This is a genomic window from Methylobacterium sp. A49B, from assembly GCF_053346215.1.
In genome coordinates this window covers 140,805-157,215 of sequence record NZ_JBKFBO010000112.1, presented here as the reverse complement: position 1 = coordinate 157,215, position 16,411 = coordinate 140,805, and the positions used below count along the sequence as shown (strand labels likewise).

Annotated in this window: 17 protein-coding genes; 10 read left to right on the top strand and 7 right to left on the bottom strand. The window is 70.9% G+C overall.

Annotation, left to right across the window (positions count from 1 at the left end; genetic code table 11):
• Nucleotides 1-59 precede the first annotated feature (59 nt).
• From ACLBX9_RS19760 to ACLBX9_RS19745, 4 genes are all read left to right on the top strand, one after another.
• On the top strand, nucleotides 60-704 hold the full coding sequence (locus tag ACLBX9_RS19760) for a glutathione S-transferase family protein (RefSeq protein ID WP_447720135.1): 645 nt from the start codon (nucleotides 60-62) through the stop codon (nucleotides 702-704).
• Nucleotides 705-997: 293 nt separating this feature from the next.
• Entirely contained in the window at nucleotides 998-1,654 is a 657-nt protein-coding gene (locus tag ACLBX9_RS19755; protein ID WP_010684518.1) for a TetR/AcrR family transcriptional regulator C-terminal domain-containing protein, read from the top strand.
• A gap of 12 nt (nucleotides 1,655-1,666) precedes the next feature.
• Complete coding sequence (gene ilvC, locus ACLBX9_RS19750; protein ID WP_010684519.1) at nucleotides 1,667-2,686, top strand: ketol-acid reductoisomerase; 1,020 nt, start codon at nucleotides 1,667-1,669, stop codon at nucleotides 2,684-2,686.
• Nucleotides 2,687-2,851: 165 nt separating this feature from the next.
• Complete coding sequence (locus tag ACLBX9_RS19745) at nucleotides 2,852-3,505, top strand: pyridoxamine 5'-phosphate oxidase family protein (RefSeq protein WP_447720134.1); 654 nt, start codon at nucleotides 2,852-2,854, stop codon at nucleotides 3,503-3,505.
• A gap of 4 nt (nucleotides 3,506-3,509) precedes the next feature.
• On the opposite strand, the gene tam is transcribed toward ACLBX9_RS19745, so the two are convergent.
• The 4 genes from tam to ACLBX9_RS19725 all read right to left on the bottom strand — a co-directional run bounded on the left by tam (nucleotide 3,510) and on the right by ACLBX9_RS19725 (nucleotide 6,921).
• On the bottom strand, nucleotides 3,510-4,289 hold the full coding sequence (gene tam, locus ACLBX9_RS19740) for a trans-aconitate 2-methyltransferase (protein WP_447720133.1): 780 nt from the start codon (nucleotides 4,287-4,289) through the stop codon (nucleotides 3,510-3,512).
• A 22-nt stretch (nucleotides 4,290-4,311) separates the two neighbouring features.
• Complete coding sequence (locus tag ACLBX9_RS19735; RefSeq protein WP_447720132.1) at nucleotides 4,312-5,013, bottom strand: haloacid dehalogenase type II; 702 nt, start codon at nucleotides 5,011-5,013, stop codon at nucleotides 4,312-4,314.
• Entirely contained in the window at nucleotides 5,010-6,074 is a 1,065-nt protein-coding gene (gene trpS / locus ACLBX9_RS19730; RefSeq protein ID WP_010684523.1) for a tryptophan--tRNA ligase, read from the bottom strand. Before trpS ends, ACLBX9_RS19735 begins: the two co-directional genes overlap by 4 nt.
• A gap of 91 nt (nucleotides 6,075-6,165) precedes the next feature.
• The gene (locus tag ACLBX9_RS19725; RefSeq protein WP_447720131.1) at nucleotides 6,166-6,921 is read right to left on the bottom strand and encodes an endonuclease III domain-containing protein; all 756 of its coding nucleotides are present in this window, start codon (nucleotides 6,919-6,921) and stop codon (nucleotides 6,166-6,168) included.
• Between the two features lie 183 nt (nucleotides 6,922-7,104).
• Here ACLBX9_RS19725 and ACLBX9_RS19720 point away from each other — a divergent pair, with 183 nt between their 5' ends.
• The 3 genes from ACLBX9_RS19720 to ACLBX9_RS19710 all read left to right on the top strand — a co-directional run bounded on the left by ACLBX9_RS19720 (nucleotide 7,105) and on the right by ACLBX9_RS19710 (nucleotide 8,968).
• Complete coding sequence (locus tag ACLBX9_RS19720; RefSeq protein ID WP_447720130.1) at nucleotides 7,105-7,353, top strand: hypothetical protein; 249 nt, start codon at nucleotides 7,105-7,107, stop codon at nucleotides 7,351-7,353.
• Nucleotides 7,354-7,494: 141 nt separating this feature from the next.
• Entirely contained in the window at nucleotides 7,495-8,349 is an 855-nt protein-coding gene (locus ACLBX9_RS19715) for a DUF6456 domain-containing protein (RefSeq protein WP_447720129.1), read from the top strand.
• A gap of 349 nt (nucleotides 8,350-8,698) precedes the next feature.
• The gene (locus tag ACLBX9_RS19710) at nucleotides 8,699-8,968 is read left to right on the top strand and encodes a hypothetical protein (protein ID WP_447720128.1); all 270 of its coding nucleotides are present in this window, start codon (nucleotides 8,699-8,701) and stop codon (nucleotides 8,966-8,968) included.
• Nucleotides 8,969-9,043: 75 nt separating this feature from the next.
• Here the strand turns inward: ACLBX9_RS19710 and ACLBX9_RS19705 are convergent, their stop codons facing one another.
• The 3 genes from ACLBX9_RS19705 to ACLBX9_RS19695 form a co-directional block, all read right to left on the bottom strand.
• Entirely contained in the window at nucleotides 9,044-10,522 is a 1,479-nt protein-coding gene (locus ACLBX9_RS19705; protein ID WP_447720127.1) for an HWE histidine kinase domain-containing protein, read from the bottom strand.
• A gap of 303 nt (nucleotides 10,523-10,825) precedes the next feature.
• Nucleotides 10,826-11,254, bottom strand: coding sequence for a SufE family protein (locus ACLBX9_RS19700; RefSeq protein ID WP_010684529.1), 429 nt, complete (start codon nucleotides 11,252-11,254; stop codon nucleotides 10,826-10,828).
• Nucleotides 11,255-11,333: 79 nt separating this feature from the next.
• Nucleotides 11,334-12,431, bottom strand: coding sequence for a sensor histidine kinase (locus ACLBX9_RS19695; protein ID WP_010684530.1), 1,098 nt, complete (start codon nucleotides 12,429-12,431; stop codon nucleotides 11,334-11,336).
• Nucleotides 12,432-12,776: 345 nt separating this feature from the next.
• Here ACLBX9_RS19695 and ACLBX9_RS19690 point away from each other — a divergent pair, with 345 nt between their 5' ends.
• The 3 genes from ACLBX9_RS19690 to ACLBX9_RS19680 all read left to right on the top strand — a co-directional run bounded on the left by ACLBX9_RS19690 (nucleotide 12,777) and on the right by ACLBX9_RS19680 (nucleotide 16,139).
• The gene (locus ACLBX9_RS19690; protein WP_447720126.1) at nucleotides 12,777-13,433 is read left to right on the top strand and encodes a hypothetical protein; all 657 of its coding nucleotides are present in this window, start codon (nucleotides 12,777-12,779) and stop codon (nucleotides 13,431-13,433) included.
• The gene (locus tag ACLBX9_RS19685) at nucleotides 13,399-14,706 is read left to right on the top strand and encodes a DNA-packaging protein (protein ID WP_447720125.1); all 1,308 of its coding nucleotides are present in this window, start codon (nucleotides 13,399-13,401) and stop codon (nucleotides 14,704-14,706) included. The genes ACLBX9_RS19690 and ACLBX9_RS19685 overlap by 35 nt, the downstream gene beginning before the upstream one ends.
• A 233-nt stretch (nucleotides 14,707-14,939) precedes the next feature.
• Nucleotides 14,940-16,139 carry a phage portal protein gene (locus ACLBX9_RS19680; RefSeq protein WP_447720124.1) on the top strand — a complete coding sequence of 400 codons (1,200 nt, stop codon included), beginning with the start codon at nucleotides 14,940-14,942 and terminating at the stop codon, nucleotides 16,137-16,139.
• Nucleotides 16,140-16,411 lie beyond the last annotated feature (272 nt).

Genomic DNA, 16,411 nt, shown 5'->3' with positions numbered 1-16,411 from the left:
GTCGGTTGGCCGTTGTTGCCGAAAACGCCGCGCCCGCGTTCGTCGATCAAGGACCCCGCATGACCGCCCGCACCCTCTACTACGCCCCCGGCGCCTGCTCGCTCGCCGCCCACATCGTCCTGGAGGAATCCGGGCTGCCCTACGAGGGCATCAAGCTGGACCTCGCCGCGGGCGACCAGCGCCGGCCGGAATACCTTGCGATCAACGATCGGGGCCGCGTGCCGGCCCTGACCGAGTATGGCTGGGTGCTCACCGAATGCGCGGCCATCCTGCGCCACGTCGCCCGTCAGGTGCCGGAGAAGGGGCTGTGGCCCACGGATCTCCGCGAGCAGGCGGCCGCCGACGAGTGGCTCGGCTGGCTCGCCTGCAACCATCACATCACCTACGCCCATGTCCGCCGCCCTGAGCGCTACACCGAGGACGAGAGTGCCTTCGAGGGCATCAAGGCCAAGGCCGCCAACACCTACGCGGATCTCGCCACCATGACCGAGGTGCGCCTCTCGCACGGCGGCTGGGCCGTGGGCGACCGGTTCAGCGTGGTGGACGCCTACCTGATGGTCTTCTGGTTCTGGGCCAACGGACCGACGCTCCGGTTCGACATGGCCGGCCGCTTCCCGGCCTGGACCGCCCATGCCCGCCGCGTCGCCGAGCGACCGGCCGTGCAGGCTGTCTTTGCCCGCGAGGGGCTGCCGCTCCCGCGTTGAAGCCCGTGATCGCCTGATTGGCCACAAAGCTGTAATCCGGCGTTCCGCCTTACGGGAGATCCCACGCTCGACCTCATCCTGAGGCGCCGGAGCGCAGCGGAGGCCTCGAAGGAGCCTTCCAGGGCAGGTGGCGCCTTCTGGAGCCCTCCTTCGAAGCTGCTGCGCAGCACCTCAGGATGAGGTCGAGGGTGGGATCGAATGGGGTTGGCGGGATTCGAGGACCCCAGACCCTCTTGCCGCGACGGTCGAATCGGCCTACAGCGCGTACCGTACGGTACGGTACGCCACTTGAGATGATGCAGGCCAGCGCCACAGCAGAGCAGGAAGCCCCGTCGGCCCGCCAGCAGGCGGTGCTGGACGCCGTGCTCGGCCTGATGGTCGAGGACGGCGAGCAGGTCACCATGGACGCCGTCGCGCGCCGGGCGAGCTGCTCGAAGGAGACGCTCTACAAGTGGTTCGGCGACCGGGACGGGTTGCTGACCGCGACGGTGCGCTGGCAGGCCTCCCGGGTCCATGCCGGGACTGACAGCGCTCAGGTGCTCGACGGCGCGACCCTGCGGGAACGCCTGCAGGACTTCGCCGCGACGTGGCTGGAGGTCATCACCGGCCCGACCTCGGTGGCGCTGAACCGCATCGCCATCGCGCATGCGGGCTCGCGCAAGAGCAACCTCGGCGGCATCGTCCTGGCGAACGGGCGCTTCGCCATCGGCGAGCGGGTGAAGCCCGTGCTGGAGGCGGGGCGCGCCGCCGGCCTGCTGACCTTCGCCGACAGCGAGGCCGCCTTCCGCACCTTCTTCGGCCTCGTCGGCCGGGATATCCAGATTCGCCTTCTGCTCGGCGAGACCCTCGACCTCGACGGGGCCGAGATCCGGCGCGACGCGGGCCGCGCCGTCGAGCAGTTCCTGGCCCTCTACGGCCGGGCCAAACCCGACCCGAAACACCAAGTCTAAGAGGAGACAGACATGCGGGTGTATTACGATCGCGACGCCGACCTGAACCTGATCAAGGGCAAGAAGGTCGCCATCGTCGGCTACGGCAGCCAGGGTCATGCCCACGCGCTCAACCTGCGCGATTCTGGCGTGAAGGACATCGTCATCGCGCTGCGCGAGGGCTCCGCCACCGCCAAGAAGGCCGAGCACGAGGGCTTCAAGGTCCTGTCGGTCGCCGAGGCCGCCCGTCAAGCCGACGTGGTGATGATGCTCACCCCCGACGAGCTGCAGGGCGACATCTACCGCGAGTCCCTCGAGGGCAACATGAAGCAGGGCGCCGCGCTCCTGTTCGCCCACGGCCTTAACGTCCACTTCAACCTGATCGAGCCGCGCAAGGACCTCGACGTCCTGATGGTCGCCCCGAAGGGCCCCGGCCACACCGTGCGCTCCGAGTACCTCCGCGGCGGCGGCGTGCCGACCCTGATCGCCATCGCGCAGGACGCGTCCGGCAACGCCCACGACCTCGGCCTGTCGTACGCCTCTGCGAACGGCGGCGGCCGCGCCGGCATCATCGAGACCACCTTCAAGGAGGAGTGCGAGACCGACCTGTTCGGCGAGCAGGCCGTGCTCTGCGGCGGCCTCGTCGAGCTGATCAAGGCCGGCTTCGAGACCCTGGTCGAGGCGGGCTACGCCCCCGAGATGGCCTATTTCGAGTGCCTCCACGAGGTGAAGCTGATCGTCGACCTCATCTACGAGGGCGGCATCGCCAACATGAACTACTCGATCTCCAACACGGCCGAGTACGGCGAGTACGTCACCGGCCCGCGCATCGTGACGCCCGAGACCAAGGCCGAGATGAAGCGCGTGCTGAACGACATCCAGTCGGGCACCTTCACCCGCAACTGGATGCTGGAGAACAAGGTCAACCAGACCTCGTTCAAGGCGACCCGCGCCAAGCTCGCCGCTCACCCGATCGAGGAGGTCGGCGCCAAGCTCCGCGGCATGATGCCGTGGATCTCCGAGAAGGCGCTGGTCGACAAGACCCGCAACTGATCTTTTCTCGAACGACGCGGCCGGGCTCTGCCCGGCCGCGCTGGGGCCGGTCGCGCGAAGGCGTGGCCGGCCCTTCGCGTTCCGGGTTGTGCGGCACCGGACCTCCCGGCCATAAGCCCGGCAGCGGTCTCCCTGCACGAGGACCGGCAAGCGGAGAGGACACCCATGGCATCGCTCTATTCCGACGCGCACCGGGCGCTGCAGGAGGAGTTCGGCACGACCAGGCTCGCCGTGCGCCTCGACGAGGACTGGGTCCACGAGACCGTTCAGCCGGACGAGGCCGCCTTCATCGGCTCCCGCGACATGTTCTTCCTCTCGACCGTCGACCCCGACGGCATGCCGACCGTCTCCTACAAGGGCGGCCCCACGGGCTTCGTGAAGGTGCCCGACCCCGGCACGCTCGTGTTCCCGGGCTTCGACGGCAACGGCATGTTCTACTCGATGGGCAACATCGAGGGGCAGGCCAAGGTCGGCCTGCTGTTCATCGATTTCGAGACGCCGCACCGCATCCGCGTTCAGGGCCACGCGACGCTGCTGCGCGACGACGCGCTGATGGCCGAATACACCGAGGCCAAGTACCTCGTGAAGGTCGCGGTGACGAAGATCTGGGTCAACTGCCCGCGGTACATCCACAAGTACAAGAAGCTCGAGCAGAACAAGTACGTGCCGCAGCCCGGCCGCGAGACGCCGCTCGCCGCCTGGAAGCGCCTCGATCTCGCGGGCGACGTGATCAGCGACGCCGACAAGGCGCGTGTCACCCAGGAGGGCAGGCTCGAGGTCTCCGAGTACGAGGCGCTGATGGCCCGCGGCGAAGCCTGAGCCGCTACCGCGCCCGCGCCACGACGAACACCCGCGGAAACGCGAGCAGGCGCCGCCCGTCGCTGCGCGGCGGGTAGGCGGCGTCGATCGCGCGCGTGTAGGCCGCCAGGAAGCCGGCCCGTTCCTCGGGATCGAGCGGATCGAGGAACGGCCGGAGCCCGGTGGCGCTCACCCACTCCACGATGGCGGCGGCATCCGCCATCCGGTGGTGATAGGCGGTGCGCCAGACATCGACGGCGGCGGCGCGCGGCGCCAGCAGGTCGTAATAGGCGGCCGGCTCCAGCATGCGTCCGAGGCGGCCGGCCACGGCCGGATCCCCGATCGCCGCCGACCAGGGCCCCGCGCCGGCCACCTCGCGCATCAGGCGGTGTGTCGGCTCGGCGAGATTGTCGGGCATCTGCACGGCGAGCACGCCGCCCGGGGCGAGGAGTCCGAAGAGCCGCGGCAGCAGGGTCGCGTGGTCCGGCAGCCACTGGAGAACCGCGTTGGCATAGATCAGGTCCGGCGCCCGATCAGGGGTCCACGTCCCGGCATCGGCCTGCGCGAAGGCGAGGCCCGGGAGGCGTACGCGGGCGCTTTCCAGCATCGCCGGGGAAGTGTCGAGGCCGATCACCTCCGTGCCGGGAAAGCGCGCCGCGATCAGCGCGGTGGAGTTGCCGGGCCCGCAGCCGAGGTCGTAGGCCAGGAGCGGCGCGTCGAGGGGCACGCGCGCGAGGAGCTCGGCGGCCGGGCGCGTCCGCTCATCCTCGAAGCGGCTGTAGAGGGCGGGGTTCCAATCGGCCATCGCACCCCTCCGTTAACCCCGTTCAGCAACCGAGCTGGTCGGCGAGATCCGCCAGGTCCCGCGCCGCGTGGGTGACCGGCACCGTCGGCGCCGCCTCGCCGCCGGCGGGGCCGTGCTCGTGGGGCCGGGCGATATGGGCGGTGGCGAGCCCGTGGCTCGCAGCCGCCGCGAGATCGCTGGAATGGGCGGCGACCATCATGGTCTCGCCGGCGGCGAAGCCGAACGCCGCCACGGCGTCGCGATAGAGCGCCGCCTTCGGCTTGTAGTCGCGGGAATAGCCCGCGCCGAGCACCGCGTCGAAGATCAGGCCGTTGCGGCGGGCGAGGTCGGCCATCAGCCGGACATGCCCGTTCGAGTTCGGCGCCAGGAGGTGCTTTTCCCGTAAGCGCCGCAGCGCCTCCGGCACCTCGGACCACGCATCGAGCGTGTGCCAGGCCTGGACCAGCTCCCGCCGCACGTCCTCCGCCACGCCCGCGATGCCGAACTGCGCCAGGACGTCCGGCAGGGACTCGGCCTGGAGCGTGTCGAGGTCGACGAAGGGACGGGCGCCGGAGCGCACCGGCTCCATGGAGGGCTGGTAGCGGGCGCGCCACGCATCCGCGAAGGCGCCGGCATCGAGGTTCGGCGCGACGGGCGCCAGCAGACGCCCGGCCTCGCGGGCGATTCCGGATCGCCAATCGACCAGCGTCCCGAAGACGTCGAAGACCAGCGCCCGGACGGTCACCGCACCGCCTGCAGGCTGGGACCCCGCCGGACGAAGCCGACGATGTCCTTGACGGCGTCCAGGGTCTGCGCCGCGATGGCCTCGGCCCGGGCAGAGCCGTCGGCCAGCACGGCGTCGATATGGCCCGGATCGGCGGTGAGGCGGCGCATCTCCTCGGCGATCGGCGCGAGGCTCGTCACCGCGAGGTCGGCCAAAGCCGGCTTGAAGGTCGAGAACTGCGCCCCCCCGAAATCGCGCAGCACGTCCTCGCGGCTGATGCCGGCGAGCGCCGCGTAGATCCCCACGAGGTTGTCGGCCTCCGGCCGCTCCTTCAGGCCCGCCACCTCGGAGGGGAGGGGCTCCGGATCGGTCTTCGCCCGGCGGATCTTCTGGGCGATGGCGTCCGCGTCGTCCGTGAGGTTGATGCGGGCGTTGTCGGACGGGTCCGACTTCGACATCTTCTTGGTGCCGTCGCGCAGCGACATGACCCGGGCGGCCGGGCCGCCGATCAGCGGCTCGGTGATCGGGAAGAACGCGTCGCCGTGGCCGTGCGCGGTGATCGATCCCGAGAAATCGGTGTTGAACTTCTGGGCGATGTCCCGGGTCAGCTCCAGGTGCTGCTTCTGGTCCTCGCCGACGGGCACGTGCGTCGCCCGGTAGGCCAGAATGTCGGCGGCCATCAGCACCGGGTAGTCGTAGAGGCCGATCGAGGCGTTCTCCCGGTCCTTGCCGGCCTTCTCCTTGAACTGGGTCATGCGGTTCAGCCAGCCGAGGCGGGCGACGCAGTTGAACACCCAGGCGAGCTCGGCGTGCTGCGGCACCTGGCTCTGGTTGAACACGATCGCGCGCTTGGGATCGATGCCGGCGGCGAGGAAGGCGGCCGTGACCTCGCGGATCTGGCCGCGCAGGGCCTCCGGATCCTGCCAGACGGTGATCGCGTGCAGGTCGACCACGCAGTACAGGCACTGCGCGTCGCGGTCCTGCATCTCGACGAAGCGCTTCACCGCCCCGAGATAGTTTCCGAGATGCAGGTTGCCGGTGGGCTGGACGCCCGAGAAGACCAATTCGGTGAACGCGGCCATCGGCGCCGATCCTGATACGTAAAAGCCGGGGCTCCGCGCCGTCCGGGCGCGGGGTTACTCGCACCCGTAGGCCGGACCGGTCAAGGACGCCTCACGGCTCCCGCATCGGCCGTCGCGCGCTGGGGCAGAGGTCGACCAGGACGCAGCGCCCGCAGGCGGGTTTCCGATGGTGGCAGACCTGCTGGCCGTGCAGCATCAGGATCTCGTGATTGTCGTAGATGTCCTGCGCGCTCCAGTCACCCGGGAGCTGCGCCCGCAGGATCGCGTGCGCCGGCCCGACATCGACCCGCGCGCCGATCAGCCCGAGGCGCTGGGCGACCCGGTGATGGTGGCTGTCCACCGGCAGGGCCGGCATCCGCAGGGTCGAGAACGACAGCACCGCGGCGCTCGTCTTCGGCCCGACGCCCGGAATCGCCTGCAGCCATGCCCGCGCGGCCTCAACCTCCATGTCGGCCAGGAAGGCGAGGTCGAGGCTGCCGCAGCGGTCTCGGAGCGCGCGGAGCACGTCGCGGATGCGCGGCGCCTTCAACTCCGGCCACGTCACCCCCGCGATGGCGGCCTCGATCTCCGGCACCTCGGCCGCGATCACCGCCTCCCAGTCCGGGAAGCGCGCCCGCAGCGCCTTGAAGGCGCGGCCGGACTCGGCGTTGCGGGTCCGGTGCGACAGGAGCGAGGAGACGAGTTCGCTGACCGGATCGAGGCTGTGGAAGTACGGGATCGGGCAGCCGTAGACCGGGCAGAGCCGGGCATGGATCGCGAGCGCCTTCTCGGTGAGGGCGGGGTCGGTGGGCAGGAGCGCCGTCTTGCGCTTGCGCGGCGTGGCAGGGGCTCTGGTGGCGACGGGCATGGACGGCGAATCCGCGGACCGGCACCGCTGTTCCTGCCGGTCCGCGGCAGCGGCGAAGTGTCCTTGGCGGCGGCCCGGAACGCGCGTGCGGCGCGCCCGGGAGCCCGAACCGGAGTCGGACGTTGAACCGCGGGCCGCGGCGCGACCGCGCGGCGGTCGCCGGCTCGACTCCGAGGTGCCGACATGGTCGCGATCCACGATCCGCAGCCGGATCCGCAGGACACGCATTCCGAAGCGGATCTGGAACAGGTGAACCACAGGCTCGCGGCCTGGGCAGCCCGCTCCGCGGTGACCAGCGCCGCGCTCATCGACCGGTTCGAGGCGATGGGCTACGAGGTCCGCGGCAAGTCGGAGGAGGAGATCGCCGACGTCCTGCACCACCCGCCGACCCGCGGAACGCGCGGCGCATCCGGCTCCACGCCTTCGGCGTGAAGCGCGCTTCGACGCCGGGCCGGCATTCCTTCGCCGGAGCGCGACTAGCTGTGGGTTGTAGGTAAATAAGCCTTGACCCGATAAGATTTCCTGAGACTATGGAGCGCGTGCGCATCTCGCGCGCCGGTTTCGGAACAAAACATGAACAAATTGGTCAGGAACGAGTCCGCGAAGGCCGGGCGGCCGAAGCGGGAGCGGGCGCGGCCGGACGACCTTCCGGCGGAGGCGCGACGCCTGCTGGCGCGGCTGGGGGAGGCGGAGGCGTATGCGCGGCCCGATCCCCTGGTGGAGGAGGCCCTGGTGATCCGGCGCGGCGGAGACGGGATCTCGGTGGGCGGCGGCCGCTTCGCCATGGCCTCCGGCCGCAACCTCGCAGCGGCCGACCTGGCAACCTGGGACTGCGCGGGAAAGCGGCTGACGATCACCGCCGCCGGGCGGGCGCGACTGCGCCGGGACGCGGTCGGGGGCGACATGGCCTTCGCCGGTCAGCACCGCGATCTGACCATCGTGGAGGGGAGGGGGGAGGCGGGACCGGTCCTGCGCAACGCGGCGGAGAATCCGCTGGCCTGGATGGTGCGGCGGCGCGACCGGGACGGCGCGCCGCTGATCGACGCGGCCTCCTTCGAGGCGGGGGAGCGGCTGCGCCGGGACATGAACGCCGCCGCGCTGCTGCCGCGGATGGGGTCTGAGTTCGGCGCCGTCCGGGTCGATGGCGGCGGACCGCGCGACCCGGCCTCGGCGGCGGACCACGTGATCGCGGCCCGGCAGCGGGTGCGCGGTGCGCTCGACGCGGTCGGGAGCGACCTGTCGGGCCTGCTGATCGACCTCTGCGGCTTCCTCAAGGGACTGGAGCGGATTGAGACCGAACGGCGCTGGCCGGCCCGTTCGGCGAAGGTCGTGGCGCGCATCGCCCTGGGACGGCTGGCCGAGCATTACGGCCTGGAGCGTGAGGCGACCGGGCCGGATAGCGGGCGCCTGCGCCTGTGGCGGGGGTGACGGCGGCGCGTCCGCCGGCCTCGCCTCCGTGGACGGTGCGAGGCCGTCAATCGCGGCGGCGATCCGGGATCCGGAACCGTTTGGGCTCGACCGGTTGCCGAGGCGCGCAACGTCCGCCTGCGATCCTCAGTCAAGCCGGCGGTCTTCGGCTGGAGTGACGGATCTTGAGCCGGACCGCCTCCGGGATGGCGCCCCGTCGAAGCGGAGGTTGCCCAGCCGATCGATACCCAGCGCCGACGCGCCGCCGGCCATCTGTCTCGGTTCGGACGAACCTCCGTCGCTCAGGAACATGGATGAGCGGCGACGCTTGCCGACAAGCCCCGACGGGCACGGTGAGGAAGTGGCCTCGATGCTCGACGACCTCGCCGTTCAAGGCTCAGCCTTGACGCTCGCCGTCACGTTGGTCTTCGCCGCGGGCGCCCTTGGGGTCCTGCGAACTTGGCACAGCCCGGACCATTGCGCCGGCTTGTGCATCGTCCTGCTGGTGCTGATCCTGACGATGGCGGCGAGCGTGGTCATGTTCCGGCCCTTGCAGGCCGGTGATCTCGTCGAGGCGCAGGAGCAACGCGAACCGGACTGTCCCGCCGCGATGTTCTCGTGTCGGCGAGCGCCGCCTTAACATATGACGCGCAGGGTTCCGCTTTGTGCTTGCGATGTTCCGATCGCGGGTTGCGCGACCGGGACCCGGCGTCGTTCAGGCCGGAATGGATCCGGTCATGTCCGGCAGGGGAGCTTCGACCGTGCAGACCAAGCCGCACGGCCGGTAGTCGATGTCCGCCGTTCCGCCGAGTTCGGCGGCGAGTGCCCGCTCGATCATCCGAGAGCCGAACCCCTTGCGCTGCGGCAGCGCGACCGGTGGGCCGCCGAGTTCCTCCCAGCGCACCAGCAGCCGCTCCGGTCGCGCATCGCCGACGACGTCCCAGCTGAGATCGATCCGGCCCGCGCGGCTGGACAGGGCGCCGTACTTGACCGCGTTGGTCGCCAGTTCGTGCAGCGCCATCACGAAGGCCAGGGCCTGCCGGGGCGACAGCCTCACGTGCGGGCCGCCGATCTTGAAGCGCTTGCCATTTCTCTGGCGGAACGGTTGCAGAGCGCCCTCGGCGATCTCCGCCAGTGTCGCCCCTTCCCAGCTCTCGCGCGTCAGCACGTCGTGGGCGGTCGCCAGGGAGAGCAGCCGGGCGTCCAGTGTCGTCCGCGCATCTGCCAGCGATGCGGCATTGCTGAGGGTCTGGTGGGCGATGGACTGCATCGTCGCCATCGAGTTCTTGACCCGGTGATTCAGCTCGGCCGCCAACAGGGCCCGATGCTCCTCGCCGCGCTTGCGTTCCGTGATGTCGATCGACACGCCCGCCATGCTCAACGGTTGGCCGTCCACGTCGTAGAACGTCTGCCCGCGGATCTGCAGCCACCGGACTTCGCCCTTGGGGGTCTGGATACGGTACTCGATGTCGTAGTCGGTGTGCTGGCTGATCGAGTCCTGCACGGCCGCCCGCATGCGCCCCTGGTCCTCCGGCACAATGCTCGCGATCAGATCCTCGTAGCCGAACGGGTCGTGGATATCCCGACCGAAATTCTCCTTGCAGACGTCGGAGGCGACCAAGCGCATATCGGCCAGATCCAGCGTCCACGAGCCGAACCGGCCCGCCTTCATGATGAAGCGCATGCGATCCTGGCTGCGCGTCAGAGCGAGGGTGCGGCGCTTGACCTCCTGCTCCAGGGCATCCCGGTCGCGCTGGACGCGGGCCAGCTTCTCGCGTTCAAGGGTCACATCGTACTGGGAGGCAAAGAAGAAGGTGAGCTGTCCGTCCTGATCGAACACCGGCGAGATCAGCAGCCGGTTCCAGAAGGTTTCACCACACTTCTTGTAATTCAGAAGTTCGAGCTCGATCGTCGTCCGACGTTCGATGGCATCCCGCAGCTTGTCGACATCCGCGCGTTGCGTCTCGGGTCCCTGCAGGAAACGGCAGTTCCGCCCGATCACTTCCGCGCGGGCGTATCCGGTCAGCTTGAAGAAGGCATCGTTGACGAAGACGATGGGATTGTCGGGCTTGTGAGGGTCTGTGATCAGCATCGGCATCCGTGTCGCCCGCACAGCGGCGGCGAACGGATCATGGCTGGCTTCGCGACGGCCGATCTCAGCGTCAATGCGGCTTTGTTCGAACCGATCCGGCAACGTTCTCTGCCGCCTTTCCTGCGACCCTTCTCAACGGCCGCCAACGACCGACAAGGTCGAAATTCTAACATGGAGCAGGACTGACTGCCCAGAAGTGAATCCGCGTCACATTGCCGGTCGCCATCCCCCCATTGGTACAAGGCGCCGGATACGGCCGGATCAACAGCCGAGGCGAGGATCCCGGCCCTATCGGCCCGTCCGCGTCAGCGAGCCGGGCGTCCGGTCTGCCGGTCGGGACTCGCCTGCGCGCCGGTCTCGAAAAGCCGACCGGGCGCCGCGCCGCGCGGTGACGGCGGTGGCGCCTCACCCCTCCGCGGCGAGACGGACCGCGTCACGGTGAATGCGCTCGGCCATGGCCCGCACGCCGTTCGAGCGCTTCGAGGTCACGTGGGCGCCGAACCGGAGCTGGCGGAACAGGTCGAGGCCGTCGGTCTCGGCGGCCTCCTGCGGGGTCTTGCCGGTGTAGAGCGCCACCATCAGCGCCACGAAGCCGCGGACGATGAACGAGTCGCTGAAGCCATGCAGCACGAGGCGCGGCGGCCCGCCGGACCGCTCCAGCTCCGTGTCGATCCAGACCTGACTCTCGCAGCCGTGGACGCGGTTCGCCTCGGTCCGCTCCGCCTCGGGCATCGGCGGCAGCGCGCGGCCGAGCTCGATCAGGTACTCGAGCCGCATGTCGTCGTCCTCGACGATCTCGAAATTGTCGATGATGGTATCAATCGGGGGAAGCATGGGCGGCCGGGTCCGGAGGGGTCAGCGCCCTATAGGCCGCCGGCGCCGCAATGGCGACGGGGTCCGGCGCCGCGGGCGCTCATTGCGGCGCGGGACTCGCCGGCGGCAGGGTCAGCCTCAGGGGATCGCCCGGGCTGGCATCGCCGGTGACGGCGATCTCGGCCTGAGCCGCGTAGGCGGCGATGAGACGGGGGCCGAGCTTCGGCACGTTGGGGCGGCCCGACGCGGCCATCTCGCTCACCCCGGAGACGATCGCCAGGCGCAGGGGCTCGCCCGAGGCAGCCGCCATGTCGATGGTAATCGAGCAGGCGACATGCTCGGCGGTGGCGTCGAGGCACTCGGCCACGATCTCCGCGACGATCATGCCGAGCGCGTTCGCGGTCCTCGGCTCGACGAGCCCGTTCCCGGCCCCGCCGACCTGGACGCTGATCCGCCCGGCCCGCCGGAGCTGGCCCAGGCCCGAGGCGAGGCGGTACAGGTAGTCCTTCAGGTCGATCGACGCGATGTGGGGCGCCTCGTGGAGGTGCTGCTGCACCAGCGCGATCGCCCGAACCCGCTGGCCCAGGGCCTCGAAGCTGCCGCGGCAGGCATCCGGCGCCGCCCGCCCGTAAAGGCCGATCAGGCTGACCATCACCTGAAGGTTGTTGCGGACGCGGTGATAGACCTCGGCGAGCAGCGCCTCCTTCTCGGCAAGCGCGTGCTCGATGTGCTCCTCCGCGTGCTTGCGGTCGGTGATGTCGAAGCAGGAACCGAGATAACCCTGGAACCGGCCGTCCTCCACGAGGGGTCGGGCCGTGTCGAGCAGCCAGCGATATTCGCCGTCATGCCGCCGCAGCCGGAACTCGACGGTGAAGGGTTCCCGCGCCTCGAAGGCCGTGGCGACGATCCTGGCGTGGCGCTCGAAATCCTCCGGGTGCAGGCCTCTGCGCCAGCCGAGGCCCAGTTCCTCCTCCAGGGGACGCCCGGTGAATTTCAGCCAGCACTCGTTGTGATGGATCGCGTGGCCGCTCTCGTCCGAGCGCCACATCATCAGGGGCACAACGTCGGCGAATCGCTTGAAGCTATCGCTCAGGGCGGCGGCTTCCGCCGTCCCCTGCGCCGGCTCCGTCCCGGGATCCCCCGCGGGGCCGTCGTCCAGCGGCTCGGCCGCTCCGGTCCCTGGTGGCTCACCGACCATTCTGTACCCGATTCGCTCTGATTCTGTGCTTGAGACGGCGTTGTTGCGTGCGGATGGCGCCGGTCAACGTGTCGAGTCGGTTGCCGTTCCGGCTTTCATCCGTCGGAGCGGCATTGATTCACATGCATGATAAGGGCGAGAACTTTCGGGCCCCTGCAATGTCCGGTCGATGCGCGTCCAGGGACCGGCCCGGGTGCGAGGCGGCGTCGGTCCGCCGTAGCGAGGCTTGCCTCCCCGGTCGCGCCAGAATTTCTAGAATGGGCGATTGATAGGAATTATTGCTTGACATCGCGACGCTCCGAGGCTATCAACGGAGCACGGTCGAGACGTGTGCGGAGAGGCGCGATGCGGCGGCGGGGCAGGAAACACCCGGCCGAGCAGCACGCCGAGGTGCTGCGTCTGCTGGCCGAGACCGCGCTTACAGACGCGGCGATCAGCGCCCGCACCGGCATCCCGGCGGGCACAATCAGAACCTGGAACGTCCGGGCCGGCTGGCTCAGGCCGCCGCGGCGACGGCGATGGCTCGCCGCGGGGCTGTGGCCGGCGGAGCGGCGGGCCGCCCTCGTCCGGCTGCTCTGCGCCCCCGGCAACGATCCCGGCGACGTCACCGAGATCCTCGGGCTCGGGCGCCTCACCCCGGACAGGATGGTCGCCATCTTCGGGACGGCCCTGAAACTGTCGCCCGCCGTGTTCGTGCGGCCGGAACGCGGCGCGGCGACCGACCCGATCACCCTGCGAGCGCATCTGCGGGCCCACATCGTCCGCCAGATCGCCGCCTTCGACGCGGCGCTGAGCGCAGAGGGGCCGGCCTCGCGCGACTCCGCCCGGGTGCTGCGCGATCTCGGCGGTCTCAAGCGGCTGCTGGATACGGTGGAGGCGGACAGTGCGCGCAGCGGCGGGGGAGAGGGGGACGATGGCGGCACCGAGCCCGACCTGCCCGCCCTGCGCGCGGAGATCGCGCGACGCTATGCTGGCTTTGTCGGCGGCCGGGCGGCTGCCTGACTTCCTCGCCACCCTGCCGCCGGACCTGCTCCGGACCCTTGCCGGGGACTGGCTGCACCAGGCCCGGCCCGACCAGCTGCCGCCGGACGATGCCGAACCCTGGACGACGTGGGCGGTGATCGGCGGCCGCGGCAGCGGCAAGACCCGCACCGGCGCCGAGTGGGTCGATGCCCTCGCGCGGGGCGATCCGGCCTTCACGGCCGCACCGGTGGGCCGGATCGCGCTGGTCGGCGAGACGCATCGCGATGTCCGCGACGTGATGGTTGACGGACCCTCCGGGCTCCTGAGCCTCCCGGCGCGCGGCCGGGGCCGTCCGGCTTGGTCGCCGAGCCGGCGACGCCTCGAATGGGCCAACGGCGCGGTCGCGCTCGCCTTCTCGGCGGAGGAACCGGACGCGCTCCGGGGCCCGCAATTCGGCGCCGCGTGGTGCGACGAGGCCGCCAAGTGGCGCCGGCCCGAGATGGCCTTCGACATGCTGCAGTTCGGCCTGCGCCTCGGCGCCCGGCCGCGCAACCTCGTGACCACGACGCCCCGGCCGGTGCCGCTGATCCGGCGCCTGCTCGACGACCCGCGTACGGTGGTGAGCCGCGCCCGGACCCACGACAACGCCGAACACCTCGCGCCGGACTTCCTGGAGCGGGTGGTCGGGCGCTACGCCGGCACCCGGCTCGGCCGCCAGGAACTCGACGGCGAGCTGATCACCGACCGGGACGACGCCCTGTGGGACCGGACCGCCCTGGAGGCCGCCCGGGTCGCCGCCGCGCCGGATCTCGGACGGATCGTCGTGGCGGTGGATCCCCCCGCCGCCTCGGGGGCGCGCTCCGATGCCTGCGGGATCGTGGCCGCCGGGCGGGCCGGACCCCACGCCTATGTCCTGGCCGATGCGAGCCTCGCCCGCGCCACCCCGCAGGCCTGGGCCGGCGCGGCTCTGGCGCTGTATCACCGCCTCGCGGCCGACGCCCTCGTGGTCGAGGTCAACCAGGGCGGCGAGATGGCCGCCGCCGTGCTGGCGCAGTGCGACCCCGCCGTCCCGGTGACCCGCGTCCACGCGACCCGCGGCAAGTACCTGCGGGCGGAGCCGGTATCGCTGCTCTACGCCCGCGGGCTGGTCCACCACGTCGGGACTTTCCCGGCGCTGGAGGACGAACTCTGCGATTTCGGTCCGGACGGCCTGTCCGGCGGGGCCTCGCCCGACCGGCTCGACGCCCTGGTCTGGGCGCTCACCCACCTGATGCTGGAGAGCCGGCCGCAGCCGCGGATCCGGTGCCTCTGAGCGTCGGGCGCCCAAAACAATACGGCGCGCCTCTGCGAGAAGCGCGCCGTGAGTCGGTTCGTGGTCTCTGGAACGAACTGCATCCTGTATACACAATTTCTTGTGCCATGCTGTAGCCAGCGCGCCACGGCGCGGCTTCGCGCGGAACAAATCCTCCGGATTGTTGTGAGGCCGCGCCCGATTACTGGGGCGCGATCGGGCGGCGCTTGACCACGGCTCAGGAGCGGACCGGCATGTCGACTGTCCTCGAACGGCTGGCGCGGCTCGCGCGCCGGGCCGCCGGCGGGTCCGCGCCGGCGCTGGCCACCAAGGCGGTCGCGGCCCCGTCCTTCGCGTTCTACGCCGAGGGTCGCGCCAGCTGGACGCCCCGCGATCCGGCGGCCCTGGCCCGGGCCGGCTACCAGGGCAATCCGGTGGTCCACCGGGCGGTCCGGCTCGTCGCCGAGAGCGCCGCGCGGCTGCCCCTGATCGCCACCGGTCCCGGCGCGGAGCGGGCGGGCGACCTCCTGGCGCTCCTCGCCCGGCCGAACCCGCGGGAGAGCGGCACGCATCTCCTCGAGACCGTCTATGCCGACCTGCTGCTCACCGGCACGGCCTACCTGGAGGCGGTCGGCCTCGAGGGCCGGGTCGCGGCGCTCCAGGCCTTACGGCCGGGCCGGATGCGGATGCTGCCGGGTCCGGACGGCTGGCCGGCCGCCTACCTCTATACCGTGGGCGGGCGCAGCCGCCGGTTCGACCTGCCCGCGCCGGGCCTCCCCGAGGTGGCACCGATCCTGGCCCTCGCCCTGTTCCATCCGGAGGACGATTGCGGCGGGCTCGCGCCGATCGAGGCCGCCGCCACCGCGCTGGACATCCACAACGCCGCGAGCGCCTGGAACAAGGCGCTCCTCGACAACGCGGCGCGTCCCTCCGGCGCGCTGGTCTTTGCCGGAGCGACGCTCTCCGAGCCGCAATTCGACCGGCTGAAGGCGGAGCTGGAGGCGAACTACCAGGGCGCCGGCAATGCCGGCCGACCGCTGCTGCTGGAGGGCGGGCTGGACTGGAAGCCCCTCGCCCTCTCGCCCCGGGACATGGATTTCGTCGAGGCCAAGAACGCGGCGGCCCGGGAGATTGCGCTCGCCTTCGGGGTGCCGCCGCTGCTGCTGGGGCTGCCCGGCGACAGCACCCACGCCAACTACGCCGAGGCCAACCGCGCCCTGTACCGGCAGACCCTGATCCCGCTGGCGGCCCGCACCGCGCAGGCGCTGGCGTCCTGGCTGGAACCCGCCTTCGGGCCCGTGGACCTGGAGCCCGACCTCGACCGGATCGAGGCCCTCGCCGCCGAGCGCGAATCCCTGTGGCGGCGGGTCCAGGCCGCGGACTTCCTGTCGGTGGCGGAGAAGCGCGAGGCGGTGGGCTACCCGCCGGAGATGGAGCGCGGGACGGGGGGCTGACGACGCGGGTCTGCTTCCGTTTGAACGGGCTGCGGTCGTCACGTTTCGGGGCTCGACCCGCGACGTCTCCTTCCCTCGCAAGGGGCGAGCGGATTCACACATCCGGTGCGGGATCGTCGTCAGGTCGGCCGATGAGTCAGTCCAGTTGCCCCACGCGCCCTCCCTCCCCCGCAGAGGGGGGAGGGGAACGCGCGGGACCGTTCAGCCCCTCTCCGACAGAGATATGCGAACAGCGTAGTGCAGAGGGGAGGGAGCCCGCCTGAGAGGTCTGG

What these genes read in the sequence shown, in the direction of transcription:
- ACLBX9_RS19710 (WP_447720128.1), top strand. Translation starts at nt 8,699, where the DNA reads ATGCTCGACGACCTCGCCGTTCAAGGCTCAGCCTTGACGCTCGCCGTC.
- ACLBX9_RS19695 (WP_010684530.1), bottom strand. Translation starts at nt 12,431, where the DNA reads ATGGTCGGTGAGCCACCAGGGACCGGAGCGGCCGAGCCGCTGGACGAC.
- ACLBX9_RS19715 (WP_447720129.1), top strand. Translation starts at nt 7,495, where the DNA reads ATGAACAAATTGGTCAGGAACGAGTCCGCGAAGGCCGGGCGGCCGAAG.
- tam (WP_447720133.1), bottom strand. Translation starts at nt 4,289, where the DNA reads ATGGCCGATTGGAACCCCGCCCTCTACAGCCGCTTCGAGGATGAGCGG.
- ACLBX9_RS19725 (WP_447720131.1), bottom strand. Translation starts at nt 6,921, where the DNA reads ATGCCCGTCGCCACCAGAGCCCCTGCCACGCCGCGCAAGCGCAAGACG.
- ACLBX9_RS19760 (WP_447720135.1), top strand. Translation starts at nt 60, where the DNA reads ATGACCGCCCGCACCCTCTACTACGCCCCCGGCGCCTGCTCGCTCGCC.
- trpS (WP_010684523.1), bottom strand. Translation starts at nt 6,074, where the DNA reads ATGGCCGCGTTCACCGAATTGGTCTTCTCGGGCGTCCAGCCCACCGGC.
- ilvC (WP_010684519.1), top strand. Translation starts at nt 1,667, where the DNA reads ATGCGGGTGTATTACGATCGCGACGCCGACCTGAACCTGATCAAGGGC.
- ACLBX9_RS19700 (WP_010684529.1), bottom strand. Translation starts at nt 11,254, where the DNA reads ATGCTTCCCCCGATTGATACCATCATCGACAATTTCGAGATCGTCGAG.
- ACLBX9_RS19720 (WP_447720130.1), top strand. Translation starts at nt 7,105, where the DNA reads ATGGTCGCGATCCACGATCCGCAGCCGGATCCGCAGGACACGCATTCC.
- ACLBX9_RS19755 (WP_010684518.1), top strand. Translation starts at nt 998, where the DNA reads ATGATGCAGGCCAGCGCCACAGCAGAGCAGGAAGCCCCGTCGGCCCGC.
- ACLBX9_RS19685 (WP_447720125.1), top strand. Translation starts at nt 13,399, where the DNA reads ATGCTGGCTTTGTCGGCGGCCGGGCGGCTGCCTGACTTCCTCGCCACC.
- ACLBX9_RS19680 (WP_447720124.1), top strand. Translation starts at nt 14,940, where the DNA reads ATGTCGACTGTCCTCGAACGGCTGGCGCGGCTCGCGCGCCGGGCCGCC.
- ACLBX9_RS19690 (WP_447720126.1), top strand. Translation starts at nt 12,777, where the DNA reads ATGCGGCGGCGGGGCAGGAAACACCCGGCCGAGCAGCACGCCGAGGTG.
- ACLBX9_RS19745 (WP_447720134.1), top strand. Translation starts at nt 2,852, where the DNA reads ATGGCATCGCTCTATTCCGACGCGCACCGGGCGCTGCAGGAGGAGTTC.